Genomic DNA, 13,218 nt, shown 5'->3' on the forward strand with positions numbered 1-13,218 from the left:
TATGCTTTCGTTCATCGGTACGTTGATCGTTGGTTTGGTGGTCGGCCTGATCGCGCGCGCGATCAAACCCGGCGACGACAACATGGGCATCATCATGACCGTCGTGCTCGGTATCGCGGGCTCGCTGATCGCGGGTTACGTCGGGCGGGCGGCCGGCTGGTACCACCCGGGGCAAGGGGCAGGATGGATTGCGTCGGTGATCGGCGCGATCGTGCTGCTGGTGATTGTCGGGTTGATCCGCAAGCGCACGTAGTCGCGTCGGCGGCACGCGATGCGCGGAGCAAGCGTGGTTGCCCGCGAGACTGCGCCGCGCACGCGATTCGGTCATCATGCCGTGTGGATAATGCGCTCGGCTCGCGGCTGAACGGCCGCGATGCGCGAGCGCGCAAGCGTGAGCGATGCGTATGCGTATGCCTCTGCGTGAAACGCGCGCGCACGGTGTCCATCCCTACTCAAGGAGCGCACGGTGGCTGAACATAGCGCGGACGATGTCCGCGAAGCACAGATGGCATTCGGCGAACAGGAAGCTCCGAAAGCGCGGCGTACGTCGCTCGGCAAGGTCGCGCTGGTGACCGGCGCGGGCAGCGGCATCGGCCGCGCGACCGCGCGCAAGTTGTTCGAGCACGGCTACAGCGTGGTGCTGACCGGCCGCCGGCCGCAGCCGCTCGACGAACTCGCGGCAGAGGCGCTCACCAGCGGTTTCGACGCCTTCGCGCACGCTTGCGACGTCGTGGATCCGGCCGGTGTCGCCGCGCTATTCGATGCGATTCGCGCGCGCTATGGGCGCCTCGACGTGCTGTTCAACAACGCGGGACGCAATGCGCCGGCCGTCGAGATCGATGCGCTCGCGCTGGAAGACTGGCGCGCGGTGGTCGATACGAATCTGACCGGCGTATTCCTTTGCACGCAGGCTGCCTTTGCGATGATGAAAGCGCAGACGCCGCGCGGCGGGCGCATTATCAACAACGGGTCGATCTCCGCGCATGCGCCACGTCCGTACAGCATTGCTTACACGGCGACGAAGCATGCGATTACCGGCCTCACGAAATCCGTTTCGCTCGATGGGCGTCCGTACGATATCGTTTGCGGGCAGATCGACATCGGCAATGCGTCGACCGAGATGGCCGCGCGTATGGCGAAGGGCGTGCCGCAGGCGAACGGCGAAATCGCGGTCGAGCCGTTGATGGATGTCGAGCATGTCGCGGATGCGGTGCTGCATATGGCGGGTTTACCGCTGTCGGCGAACGTGCAATTCATGACAATCATGGCAAGCAAGATGCCGTTTGTCGGGCGGGGGTGAGGCGGCGGGCGATACGGATGCCGTAGCGAGGGGCGCGGTAGTCAGATTGCGCGCTCGCGCATGCACAGTGACTGCGACGGTGAGCCGCCGACCCGCCACCGCGGGGCTATTCGTCGAAAAATGTCGAGCGCGCAATAACGCGGTTTGTACCGCGTGGGCACTCGCATGCCACGATATCGCCGTCGCGCACGGCGGTCGCACTGGTCAGACTCCAGCCGGTTGCCGTGCCCAGCATCGGGCCGGTCTTGCCGCAGCGCCCGCAGGATGCCAGTCCCATGTTTGTCGCCAGCGCGGCACTCTGGTCCGAAAAAGACTCGTCACCGTCGAGTACCTGTCCGCCGGTCGTGGTCCGGTTTCCTTTGATTGCCAGCATCGTTGCCATCCTGACTTTCCTCTGGTGCCATGCAAAGCGGTTCAACGGTCAATACCGGTCCGGGGCCGCCTGTAGCATTCGAAGCCGCGTCCTGCCGTTCGGCGTGAACACCGTGTCGAAGCGCACCAGGCCTTCGCGGCGCAGATGGCACGCCATCGTGAAACCGAGTGTCATACCCGGCTCCTCGCTATGCACTTCGATCTCGACTGCCTTCAGGCGCGGCTCGAACTTCAGCAGCGTCGTTTCGATCGCATGTCTGAGCTTGTGGGTTGAGGCGGGCAGGTGTCGATAGATTTCGGACAGGTCGTCGAGTCCGCAATCGGGCAGATGGGCGAGCGATCGACGCCGGCTGTTCAGGATTCGCTCGATGTTGTCCCGCACGGAAAGGAAGGTTTGCTCTTCCGGCGAGAAGTCTCTGATGGCCGAGCCGTCGGCGAAGTGCCCGGTAATTCGCTCGAAAAGTCCAGCGCCTGTTCGTATCATCCTGCATTCCTCAGCCGGCCATTCGGGCGATCGACGCGAGCAGCCACCGGTCGATTGCAGACCACGCCAGTCCTGCCGCGATGCAGGCTGCGAAGACCCACGCCAGCGGCGACAGCGGCCGCGTGCGTGGCCGCGACGCGTTCACTACCACCGGGCCTGACGTATCCTCCGCGACGTGATTCGCCGTGCCGTCCGTAGTCCGCCCAAGACGCAGGTCGATCTCATGCATCAGCGACGCACGTGCTTCCCCTCCGTGCACCGCGAAGCGCCCGGTAAAGCCGAGATCCAATATCGCGGCGAAGATCGCCAGCAGCGGCAGCACCGGCTGCCGCTCGCGCAGGCGCTGGTCGATGCGCCGCAGCAGTTCGTCGCCCGCGTCGTTGCGACCGAACACGCGAACCTGTAACGGCTCGCGTTCCCACGCGTCGCGCGCATCGTCAGTCAGCCCCTTTAGCGCTGCCTCGTCCAGCAGCGCGCACTGCGCGTAGAGTGCATCGTCAATGACGTCGAGCGGCAGGCCCCGCATCTGAAGTTCTTCGCGCAGGCTTGCGATCTGCGTATCGCATTGATGACGCAACACCGGCAGCAGCGGCGGGCTATCGCTTGCAAGTTCCGCGACCGTGTACGCGCTATCGCGCAGCGCGACGGGCAGTAGACCTGGCTCCGGTTGTGCTGTTGCGGTGTTCATGATGGCAGCACCGCATACAGTTCAAGCTTGGGATCCGGAATCGAGGCCGGCAGATAGATCTGGCACGCACGCGCGTCGATCATTCGACCGAATGCCGGATCCGAAGCATCCAGCGCGAAATACTGGTTCTCGATGCGCAGGGGAATCGCCGCCGGTAACCGTGACACCGGATGCAACCTGATGCCGGCGAGAGCTGAATTGACGACCTGCTCGACCTCATCGGGCGCCCCGGTCTTGCACAGCGACGGCAACTGCTCAAGAAGTGCGTGCGCAGGCATCGCCGCACGCACGGACAGATAGTAGTCGGCTCCTTCGGTGAGTCGGTCGTCGTTGATGCGGCCAAGCCACATCGAGCCGCGCAGGCGCTCGAGCGCAATCGGTACGACCCGCGACGGAATCACGGCATCCAGCAAGGTTCGGATCAGCGATTCGAGTTCCGCGAACACGGGCTCGGGTGCGCGATGGTCATAGGCGGGAATCGCCTGCAGCGTTTCAGTGGTCGAGAATGTAAGGAGCGATCCGGCCAGTCGCGCGAGCGCTGCGTACAGCCGCTCGGGGTGCTGGTCCGGTGCCTGGGCGAGACGCGCCAGTTCGGGCCACGCGCTGTTCACCGTATGCAGCAGCCAGAAAAGCGCGACGTCGGACACCGCGAAATCAGCAATCTGGTCCGAGCGCTCCTTGCGGCGAACCGCGAGACTCGCGCTCTTGGCGGTCAGAATCTCGGACAGGCGCCGCATGCGCTGTGTGAGGCGCGTGCTTGCCGAGACGAACAGGCATGGCGGCACGAACGCATCGTCGGCTTCGAAGCGGCCGTTTTGCGTGCGGACCAGACGGGCGACCGGGCACGTGACGTAGTCGCCCGTCTGCTCAAAATCGAACAGCAGCGCGACGATATGTCGTTCGACGCTGATTTCCTCATGACCGTCGCCGATCAGGTCGGCAACCTGGCGGTATTCGCGGGTAACGCGCCGTGGACGCGCAGGTTTTTCGCCAGGCTCCGCACAGTTGCCGCCCTGTGGGTCGGCCAGCGCCACGCCGGCCAGCACCGTGACCGTACCGGCTTGGGCCGGCACATCGGCGAGGTTGCGCGCCGCAGGTAGCCAGTCGGCTGTTTCGCTATCGATCAACGTGCCATCGGGCAGGCGCAGGTCCAGCTTCGAGAGTTGCAGTCGATCGACGGCGAGCGCCTGCGAGTCAAGCGTAACGTCGATCACGCCCCACGCATCGGGACTCGCGATGCGGGCAATCCTGTCGTTGGCGCACTGCTCCCAAAGCGCTTGCTGCTGGAAGTGCTGCGGTGTCATGAAAACGCCGCGCGCCCATAGGGGTCTTGTTATCTTCATCGTAACGGGAGTTCGGGAACCGGTTAGTTGATTGGCGTGGATCAACGCTTCGCCTTAGGCATCTGCGAGACGAGCGACAGGCTCACTTCCATGCCCTCGATCTGGAAGTGCGGGACGATGATCAGCCGGATACGAAAGAAGCCCGGGTTGTCTTCGATGTCCTCTACCACGACCGTGGCTTCGCGCAGCGGATGAGAAGCTTGCAGATCGTCGCCAGGCGTGGTCATGACCGTTACGAGCGAGCGGATCCAGCTGTTCAGCTCGAGCTCGAGCAGCCTGCGATCCTTGGTGGTGCCGATGTTCTCGCGCTGGATGAGCTTCAGGTAGTGCGCGATGCGCGACAGCAGGAAGACATAGGGCAGGCGTGCATTGATGCGGCTGTTTGCAGCCGTGTCTCTTGCGTTGAAGGCGGGCGGCTTCTGTGTCGAATGCGCAGAGTAAAAGCATGCGTAATCGTGATTGCTGGTGTACGACAGCGGGATGAGGCCGAGATCCGCGAATTCGAACTCGCGAGTCTCGGGGATTAGCGCGTCGGTTGCGATCTTGCCGAGGTGCCCGGTGCCCAGGTCGTAGAGCTGCGTGGGCAGATCCTGGATCAGCCCTCCTGCCTGCGGTCCGCGGATTTGCAGACACCAGCCATTACGCACGAAACTTCTGACAAGGTTCACGGCAAAGGCGAATGCGGCGTTCGTCCACAAAAACGCATCACGCCCGCCGTTGCGGACATCTTCGGTGTAGTTGAAGTCACCTCGCGGAACTGTATCGAGGTTATATGGCAGACGCGCCAGAAAGCGCGGCAGCGTGAGTCCGACATAGCGCGCGTCCTCGGTTTCGCGGAATGCCTTCCATTTGACGTAACCGGCGCGCTCGAAGTAACCGGGCAAGTCATGAATGGCCGCCACTTCCTCCATCGATGCCTTGCCGAAGAACGCCGGCGAGACCGCGCCGATAAACGGCACATGGGCGGCCGCCGACACGTTCGAGAGATTACGTAACAGCGCAATATCCTGAGCGCTATTGTCAAATTCGAAGTTTCCGATGATCGCGGCAATGGGCTCGCCGCCAGGTGTGTCGTACTCGCCCACATAGGTGTGGATAAAGAGGCCGCTCTGGGTGAGTTCCGGTGAATCGTCGAAGTCCTGCTGCAACGCCTCCTTCGATACATCGAGAAGCTCGATTCGGACATTGCAGCGGAAGTTGACCCGGTCAACGAGGAACTGCAGACCTCGCCAGCTGGATTCCAGCGCCTGGAACTCGGGGTGATGAAGGATGGTGTCGAGCCGGCGTCCGAGTAGTTCATCGATTGCGGCCAGGTGTCGATCGATCTGCAGCGGATCCATGCGCGCTGGTCGATATGCCGCCGCTTCCTCGGGAGCCGCGGGTATCGCTGTCTGCACGCGTCGCTCCGTGACGTGTTCGAAACTTGATCTCATCGTTATGGGTTTGATCCGGCGTGGCTGATGATAGGCCGAGATGTTTAGCATGCCTACTGTCTCAAAAACAGGGTAAGACGTGAACGACTGTCAGGAATGCGTGAAAAACAACACGCCGGGAACGTGATGGATCACTGATGCTTCACACGTCGTGTCGGGCGGCGTATTGTTCGCCACCGGATGCGAGTCCGCGCTGTGCATCACGTCATGATAAGCATTGCTGATCAGGTCAGGAGATGAACAAGAATGGCAAGCCTGTTTGATGAAGCGAAGCAGTTCGTATCCGGCCTGACCGCAATCCCGGGGCGCCAGGCGTATTTCCTGGATGTGCCGGGTGCGAATAGCGCTGCGGGCCTGTCCGTTGTTTCGTTCGAGGCCGCGGAGAAGATGGGCTCGCCGAGCGAGGTGCGCGTGGTGCTGACGCATCCGCTGCCGCTTGCGCGTGCCGACTACCTGAACCGCGATGCAGCGCTGACGGTTGTGCCCGCTGACGGCGTGCCGCGGCGATTCTCGGGGTTCATCGAGCGCTTCTCGACGATCGGCACCAGCCATGACTTCACGAAGTTCGAGATTGTTCTCCGGTCGCATTTCGCGCGGCTCGAGGCCGTTACCGACACGCGAATCTACCAGCGGCAGAGCACACCGGACATCATCGAAGCGGTACTGCGCAGACACGGGATGATGGACCATCAGTACGCGTTTCGTCTGCGGCGTGAGTACCCGAACCATCCATTCAGGATGCAGTACCGGGTCAATGACCTGCAGTATGTGCAGATGCTGATGCAGAAGGCGGGCATCTACAGCTACATCGTCGAGACCGAATATGGCGACCAGGTGGTGTTCGGCGACGATATCGACCACTATCTGTACGACCCTCCGCTGATCGTGCCGTACCGCGAGGCGGCGGGACTCGAATCGGCGGGCGCCGAGGCGGTCACGTCGATAAGGACGCACACCGTCACGGTGCCGCAGTCGTTCATGGTGGCCGACTACAACCCTGAACAGGCGTGGGAGCGCTTGCGCGACGAGGCCAATGTCGCGCCGCAGGACGCGACCACCTACGGCCAGCCGTATATCTACGGCACGCATCCTGTGGACCAGGCGGGCGCGCAGTGGGAAGCGCAGCTTCGCCACGAAGCGGCCATCGCGTGGCAGGTGACGTATGAGGGCGACAGCAACGTGCTGGCGTTGCAGTGCGCGCGCGTGCTGGAGATGGACGTCGCATTACCGGATGCGCCGCGGGGCCAGGTGGTGGTCTCGATTGTGCACAGCGGTTCGCGCGACAAGCCGTATACGAACCGCTACACCGCGATTCCCGCCCACCGGCGCTTCAGGTTGACGCTGGAGGCGCACACGTGGCCTAAGGTTACCGGAACGCTCAGCGCCAGGGTCACCAGCCCTGATAAATACAGATATGCGTACCTGAGCGCGGCGGGGTACTACACGGTGCGCTTCGATGCGGACTTCGCGGACTGGCCCAACGGTGGCGAGAGCGTGCCGCTGCGGCTGGCGAAGCCGTTCGCCGGAAAGCTGCAGACGGGGATGCATTTCCCTGCGCTGGACGGTGACGAGGCGGTGATTACATGCCGTGACGGAGACCCGGACAAGCCGGAGATCATCGCGTTCCATCACCATAGCCAGGCGCGCGATCTGGTGACGAACGACCGTCGCTGGCTGTCGCGCAACGTGATCCGCACGCAGAGCAACAACAAGCTGCGCATGGAGGACTGGGCGGGGCAGGAGGGGATCAAGCTCAGTACGGAACACTCGGGCAAGTCGCAACTGAATCTCGGCTATCTGGTGAACAGCAGGCTGGAACAGCGCGGCGAGGGGTATGAACTGAGGACCTCCGCGTACGGCGTTGAGCGCGCGGGCAAGGGGCTGCACTTCACGGCCTACGACCGTCCGGGGGCGAGCGGCAAACAGCTCGACATGCAGGAAACCATCGCACAGCTTGAAAGTGCGTTGGAACTGGCGAAGGCGCTGGCGGAGTCGGCGCGCAGTGCGAAGGCGGTTCCGGCTGATACCGACGCGCAGCAGCAGGTCAAGGATGACCTTGACGGGCTGAAGAAGCCGGGGCTGCTGATGAGCGCGCCGGCGTCGGTGGGTGTTGTTGCGGGACATGGTGTGCAGGTCGCGGCAGGGGACAGCATTTCGGCGGTGGCGGGGAAGAACGGCGACTTTAGCGTCATGAAGCGGCTGACCGTGGCCGCGGGTGAGCTCATTTCGATGTTTGCGCAGAGGCTTGGCGTCAAGGTCATCGCAGCGAAAGGGCCCGTTGAAATCCAGGCGCAGAGTGATGTGATGTCGTTGCTGGCTGATCGGGACGTGACGGTGGCGAGCGTGAACGGCACGGCACGCATCAGTGCGATGAAGGAACTCGTGCTGCAGTGCGGTGGCGCATTCATCCGGCTCAAGGACGGCAATATCACGCTGGGTGGTCCCGGTGATCTGATCCTGAAGGTGATCACGGTCCAGAAGAAGGGGGCTCAGTCGATGAATACGAATCCCACGCTACCGCGGGGCGACGGGCCGATGTCCCAGGGCCGGGCGGACAACTTTTCTAACTGATGGCGGCGGACGATTCAATGGTTACACCTCAAGGTCGATCGCGTCGTCCGGTCGCACCCGCCGCACCGGCAACTCCGCCGCCGCAGTGGCAGCCGCTGAACTGGAGCTTCCCGTTCGCGCCGGCCAGCGGTAACGCTGCCGATCCGCAAACCTGGCTGGATGCGTTGGCCTGCGCCGACGGCGGGTTCTACCCGCTGGGCGCGAACGGCATGTTTCACGGTGGCATTCATTTCGATGCAGCCACGGGCGGCAAGCTCCAGCAGGCCGACGGCGTCAGGGTGATCGCCGACGGCGAGGTCATCGCATACCGTCTCGATTCCACGTATCCCGAGTTGACCTACCCGACCACACCGCCTCGCTATGCGCTGTACTCGACGGGGTTCGTGCTGGTGCGCCACAGGCTTGTGTTGCCGCCCGCACCCAGGGCTCCGGGGGCGACGGCAGCCCCTGCTTCCGGTGCGTCGAGCGCGAGTGCCGACGGCACAACCTCGTATCAGCCGCCGGCCGGCGAGGTACTGGAGTTCTACAGCCTGTACATGCACCAGCTCGACCGGGCAGGTTATCAGGCTGCCGCGCAGGCGAATGACAGGAGCTCCCAGTCTGTCCCGTCGACTGGTTCTTTGCCTTTCTGGCAAGGAGACAAATACTTCCGCGTAGGCAGCAACGCAAAGGATAGCCAGGCACTGCCGCCCTCGCTCAGGACACCGTTCCGCTTCGACCTGGACGCAGCAGGTTCGGACGCTTGCACGCCGGCGAACGATCCGCTGCTGGCCGGCGTCGCCTCAGGCCAGGCAGCCGGAAACACGGGTTCGCTCGCCACGCTAACCGACGGGACACTACGGTACGCGGCGCCAGCGGCCGGGCTGACTGAGGCGTCGCGCGATGGCGATGCGCCCCAGGTGGGAATCCGTATTCGCGACCGCGCGAACGGAACGGTCATTGGTCTGTTGCCGCGCGGGGGCGAGCTCAGCGTGGCAGGCAATGCGACCACCGGGTGGGCGCAGATCACCGTTATCAGGAACGGCACACCGGTCGCCCCCGTTGCGGGCGGCGTGCCGGATCCACGTGCCGCCACCGGTTGGGTGTATCTCGGCGAACTCGATGTGGTCGTTGATCCGGATCCGCTCGATACGGTGGTTGTGCTCGATACACCGTATCCGGTCAGGGCGGGCGATGTGGTGGGTTATCTGGGGGAGTACCAGCGGTATCGCGATTCGAATCCACTGCCGCCAAAGCCGGGGTATCCGCTGATGCACGTCGAGGTGTTCGCAGGCACAGAACTGGAGGATTTCATCAGCAGGAGCCGGGCGCGTGCGAAAGAACTGGCGCAAAGCGCGAAGACATTGCTGGTGATCCGGCAGGGGGCGAAGCTCGTGAAGGTCGCTGAACCGGATAGCAACAGCCGGATAGCGGGCCTCACGCTCGCCACAGCAAAGGACGATCCGGGCAAGGGAAAGTGGGCGAAGGTGCAGCCAACCCGGCTAGCGCCGCAGCCCGCGGCACGAGGGCGATTGCATGGCCGCGGAGATCACGGCAGCGCTACCCCGGTCGGTAGTGCGTTATGGGTTGAGCGCAGCGTTGCCGGCAAGGTGGCGCGCGCAATCGAACATACATGGACGGCCTTTCCGCTCCAGCCTGCCAACGCAGAGGCGCCCGCAGTGGGCTACCAGCAGGTGCTATCACGCGCGCAGCTCGAGGGAATGCCCGATTTCAGCAAGGCAACGGGCGACAAGGATGCGGGGGGAGCGCAGTGGTGGTCGATTGCAGCTGGAGACGAGGACGGCAGGACCATCCTGGGCTGGGTGTGCGAGAAGGACCATTCCAATACGCAGTGGGAAAGCCCGTGGTCGTGGCCGGGCTTTGATACCGTCGATACGACGGCCATTGCGCTGCTGGACCTGTACCGGCGCAATCTGTTTGAAACGAAGCAGTTGCTGGATGGCGAGGAAGAGGAGTTCAGCACAGTCGCAGCGACGGTAAACGCGGGGCTGCTGGTTGGGAAGCTGGAGAACGCGGCCAGGCGCCAGGGCGAACGCGAGGGGAACCTGATCCCGGCGGACCTGAAACATGCATTGACGGTGCCGTGGCTGGCCGGCGCACTCTCGCACCTGATTGTTCGCTATCGCAGCGAATGGGGTGGAGACATGAGCCGCTGGAATCAGCTATCGAAGTTGATGGGCAGCGGAAAACACATATGGCAGACCGAGCTGGAGCGGATCGGAGAACTGCAGTGGTGGGACGAGGTGAAGGCCCTCAAGGGCTTCCCGGCTGATCCTGCGGTTTGGCATATCCATCCGGTTGGACTGATTGGTAATTTTTTACAGATGCCGATACGGACAGAAAACGATTTTACGGAAGAGAATGCACGACGCGCTTTGCGCTACATTTTTGATAAATATGGGCGGAGTATTGCAGAAACGATCGAGCGTATGTACCGAACGGAGACGAGCCATTTCCGGTCAATGCAGTATCGAAGATGTGGCACAGGTGGAATGGAGGTTTTTGGCTTGCCGCCATCCTATGGCTGGAGGCCAGAGTTCTTTACGGAGCCGCCCATTGGAACGTGGAGTGCTTTTGAAGGTGCTGGTTTAAGCGCTGCAGGAGGAAATATCCAGGTCACCAGTCAACCTAAGACGTTTGTCGTCGTGTCGTCAGTGGAGGTGGGTATGGAATACAAGGCTCTCTATATTATTAATTATGGTGGGAATTATGCTCGCTGGTATTCAACCGATTTTAATGCGCAAACGCTTTATAGGAATGAACTGGGGAGAGTCATTCCGAGGATTGTTAATTCCTTTAATTGAATTGTATCAGATTAATACAAAAATTGTGGCTTTCCTAATATTTCTGGTGACGTCCAATGCGGCCCATGCTTTTTCAAATTCTCAAGACTGTAGGGTGGATCTGAAGAATTTGATTGTGCCATCACTCACACGCGTCGTAATGGACCGGGCGCTCATTCGGGCAGAGATCATAGAAGTAGATGGCAATACATACAGTGCTCGATTGTTTGTGCCAGCGGATAGTCCTGATAACTTGAATGGGCAGGTTTCAATTGGATGGGTTGACCTGGATATCGAATTGATGAAGGCATATGATGTCACGGATGACTTGAGTAATAAAAAAATACTTGATGTTAATATAAATAAGTTCTCGGATTATATCAATAAATGTATTCATGCCGAAGCCGAAAAAAGTAAGGATGCTATCCGTTGTATTGATCTTCGAAATAAAGCTATGAAATCTGGTGTTTATATTTATGCTGCTGATTCTAGTCGGGTTGTGTCGGGGGTGGGGCGGTTAAAATTCAATTTTGCGCCTGACAAGGAATGTGAAGTGGCTGGTGTGTTTATTATTCCCGGAGAAATAGTAACCGCGAACGTTGAGTATGGTGGCTACACATCGATTAATTACTGGAATGTGAAAAGGGGTTCCAGTATAAGCGGATGGGTGGATTCGAGTCGCCTCAGGCATTTTGATGCGGGGCATCGTGTCACGGAAAAGTAATTTGAAACTCGCAATTCTGATTGAGGCGCATTGAAAAAGCCGAGTATTTTATTTCTTTATTGCTGCGTTCAATGAATGAATTGGGTGGCGAGAACGGAAGGGCCATCCTTGGTCGGTGCACGAGAAGGATCTATCGTTGGGGGGGAGAAGGCGCAGCCCGATGCTTTAATTGATTGGTGGATATATAAATCCTGGTAATTTTGCTAAATACGATGATTTTTAGAGATTTGATATGTTCCACTGCTTGCGCACTAAAAAGTATGGGCGGGTTGTCTTGTATCTGATGTCTTCGCCGTATGCCTTACTTTATTTACGTCAACCAGCTGAAGCAGCGGACTGTGCTGCCATCAATGCTTTTGCAGAGCGACAAGGCGTCTATATTCTGGCAAGCGATTCGGAGAGACAGGTTATCGGGAAAGGACGGTCGCAGTTTTATTCCGCGCCGGATGAAAATTGTAAGATAACGGGTGTTTTTATTGTTCCGAAAGAGAGAGTCGATGCTTACTACGAATATGGAGGCTATATATCCGTTATCTACATAAATGTAAAATCAGATTCCAGCGTGAGTGAGTGGGTGAAGTCCGGTCGACTTAGAACTACAGATTTAGGCAGCGCGCCGCACCGGTGAGATATTATCGTTTTTTGCCTGAAATCAATCGCTGATGGCAATGGTTTGGGGCGGTTTTCGCTACCGTCATGGCTATTGGTTTTTTTATTTTCCTATTCCTGAGCGGATTTCAATGAAATTGTGACTGAGGCGACCTTGTATTGGTTGCTTATCGACCGAAATACGGAATTATCGGCTTCACTGCGGGTTGACAGGATAGGTGCTGAGACGGAAATTGCAATGAAAATCATGTATTCAATTTTGACGTTTTTCTTTGTCTGTGCATGCGTGGTTGTTCGCGCGGCCGACAATGGCCTGTCGCCGGAATTTTCGGATTATCGAGTCAATGTTTATCGTGGTCGATTGAAAGTTCCAGTCTACTATGTAAAAATTGGCAATAAATGGCGCGACGACATGGGAAAAATGGTGTCTCCTCCGGTGATTAATTTTTCAGGTAAATACCACATCGGAATCCATAGTTGTGGGGCAGATTGCAGATATTACACTCTTTCAAACTTGATGAGTGGCGCTGATTCGGGTGCGCTCGACCCCTTTTCCAACGCAGGCGAACAGCCGAATAAGACTTCTGATGGACGAATTTACATAACCAACCTCATCAGTCGGCCTGATAGCAAAATGTTAATCGCGCAATACTATATTGATCGTGACGTGGATTCTGAAGGGAAGTGTCGGGAGCAGATTTTCACCCTGAACGATGATGGGAAGAGAGTGATGCCGATAACCAAAACTATCGACTCGTGCCGGCAATTCCCATGAATCATCGATCATGATGAATTTTTAAATTATGTGAATAAATGTATTTATGTTGGGGCTTGAAGAATGAATGAAGCTGTCAGCTATGTTGATGTGCTGGATAAAGGCCAATAGATTGAGCTCTTATATGCATGGTGCT

12 protein-coding genes are annotated in these 13,218 nt (G+C 59.4%); 7 read left to right on the forward strand and 5 right to left on the reverse strand.

What is annotated here, in order from left to right; all coding sequences use genetic code 11:
* Position 1: 1 nt before the first annotated feature.
* On the forward strand, positions 2–253 hold the full coding sequence (locus BX592_RS02745) for a GlsB/YeaQ/YmgE family stress response membrane protein (protein ID WP_134190122.1): 252 nt from the start codon (positions 2–4) through the stop codon (positions 251–253).
* Between the two features lie 252 nt (positions 254–505).
* Positions 506–1,300, forward strand: coding sequence for an SDR family oxidoreductase (locus BX592_RS02750; protein WP_134190359.1), 795 nt, complete (start codon positions 506–508; stop codon positions 1,298–1,300).
* Between the two features lie 106 nt (positions 1,301–1,406).
* Here the strand turns inward: BX592_RS02750 and BX592_RS02755 are convergent, their stop codons facing one another.
* From BX592_RS02755 to tssC, 5 genes are read right to left on the reverse strand one after another with little or no spacing between them, the layout of a single operon-like run.
* The gene (locus BX592_RS02755; RefSeq protein WP_341803111.1) at positions 1,407–1,718 is read right to left on the reverse strand and encodes a PAAR domain-containing protein; all 312 of its coding nucleotides are present in this window, start codon (positions 1,716–1,718) and stop codon (positions 1,407–1,409) included.
* A 3-nt stretch (positions 1,719–1,721) separates the two neighbouring features.
* Positions 1,722–2,153, reverse strand: a complete 432-nt coding sequence (gene tssE / locus BX592_RS02760; RefSeq protein WP_134190360.1) for a type VI secretion system baseplate subunit TssE — start codon at positions 2,151–2,153, stop codon at positions 1,722–1,724.
* A 13-nt stretch (positions 2,154–2,166) separates the two neighbouring features.
* Entirely contained in the window at positions 2,167–2,844 is a 678-nt protein-coding gene (locus tag BX592_RS02765; RefSeq protein WP_134190124.1) for a DotU family type IV/VI secretion system protein, read from the reverse strand.
* The gene (tssK, locus tag BX592_RS02770; RefSeq protein ID WP_134190125.1) at positions 2,841–4,187 is read right to left on the reverse strand and encodes a type VI secretion system baseplate subunit TssK; all 1,347 of its coding nucleotides are present in this window, start codon (positions 4,185–4,187) and stop codon (positions 2,841–2,843) included. The genes BX592_RS02765 and tssK overlap by 4 nt, the downstream gene beginning before the upstream one ends.
* Positions 4,188–4,228: 41 nt before the next feature.
* Positions 4,229–5,620 carry a type VI secretion system contractile sheath large subunit gene (tssC, locus tag BX592_RS02775; RefSeq protein WP_134190126.1) on the reverse strand — a complete coding sequence of 464 codons (1,392 nt, stop codon included), beginning with the start codon at positions 5,618–5,620 and terminating at the stop codon, positions 4,229–4,231.
* Between the two features lie 246 nt (positions 5,621–5,866).
* Here tssC and BX592_RS02780 point away from each other — a divergent pair, with 246 nt between their 5' ends.
* From BX592_RS02780 to BX592_RS02800, 5 genes are all read left to right on the forward strand, one after another.
* A complete protein-coding gene (locus BX592_RS02780; RefSeq protein WP_134190127.1) occupies positions 5,867–8,191 on the forward strand; it encodes a type VI secretion system Vgr family protein in 2,325 nt (774 codons plus the stop codon).
* 17 nt (positions 8,192–8,208) lie between these two features.
* Complete coding sequence (locus BX592_RS02785; protein ID WP_134190128.1) at positions 8,209–10,995, forward strand: muramidase; 2,787 nt, start codon at positions 8,209–8,211, stop codon at positions 10,993–10,995.
* The gene (locus BX592_RS02790) at positions 10,949–11,698 is read left to right on the forward strand and encodes a hypothetical protein (protein ID WP_134190129.1); all 750 of its coding nucleotides are present in this window, start codon (positions 10,949–10,951) and stop codon (positions 11,696–11,698) included. The genes BX592_RS02785 and BX592_RS02790 overlap by 47 nt, the downstream gene beginning before the upstream one ends.
* Before the next feature lie 274 nt (positions 11,699–11,972).
* The gene (locus BX592_RS02795; protein ID WP_134190130.1) at positions 11,973–12,326 is read left to right on the forward strand and encodes a hypothetical protein; all 354 of its coding nucleotides are present in this window, start codon (positions 11,973–11,975) and stop codon (positions 12,324–12,326) included.
* A gap of 219 nt (positions 12,327–12,545) precedes the next feature.
* Positions 12,546–13,082 carry a hypothetical protein gene (locus BX592_RS02800; protein WP_134190131.1) on the forward strand — a complete coding sequence of 179 codons (537 nt, stop codon included), beginning with the start codon at positions 12,546–12,548 and terminating at the stop codon, positions 13,080–13,082.
* Positions 13,083–13,218: the final 136 nt, after the last annotated feature.

The sequence above is a fragment of the Paraburkholderia rhizosphaerae genome (assembly GCF_004366595.1).
In the GTDB taxonomy this organism is placed as follows: domain Bacteria; phylum Pseudomonadota; class Gammaproteobacteria; order Burkholderiales; family Burkholderiaceae; genus Paraburkholderia; species Paraburkholderia rhizosphaerae.

Bases quoted from the DNA above. Each gene is read 5' to 3' on its own strand.
- tssC (WP_134190126.1), bottom strand. From the start codon at position 5,620: ATGAGATCAAGTTTCGAACACGTCACGGAGCGACGCGTGCAGACAGCG.
- BX592_RS02780 (WP_134190127.1), top strand. From the start codon at position 5,867: ATGGCAAGCCTGTTTGATGAAGCGAAGCAGTTCGTATCCGGCCTGACC.
- BX592_RS02745 (WP_134190122.1), top strand. From the start codon at position 2: ATGCTTTCGTTCATCGGTACGTTGATCGTTGGTTTGGTGGTCGGCCTG.
- BX592_RS02765 (WP_134190124.1), bottom strand. From the start codon at position 2,844: ATGAACACCGCAACAGCACAACCGGAGCCAGGTCTACTGCCCGTCGCG.
- tssK (WP_134190125.1), bottom strand. From the start codon at position 4,187: ATGAAGATAACAAGACCCCTATGGGCGCGCGGCGTTTTCATGACACCG.
- BX592_RS02800 (WP_134190131.1), top strand. From the start codon at position 12,546: ATGAAAATCATGTATTCAATTTTGACGTTTTTCTTTGTCTGTGCATGC.
- BX592_RS02790 (WP_134190129.1), top strand. From the start codon at position 10,949: ATGAACTGGGGAGAGTCATTCCGAGGATTGTTAATTCCTTTAATTGAA.
- BX592_RS02785 (WP_134190128.1), top strand. From the start codon at position 8,209: ATGGTTACACCTCAAGGTCGATCGCGTCGTCCGGTCGCACCCGCCGCA.
- BX592_RS02750 (WP_134190359.1), top strand. From the start codon at position 506: ATGGCATTCGGCGAACAGGAAGCTCCGAAAGCGCGGCGTACGTCGCTC.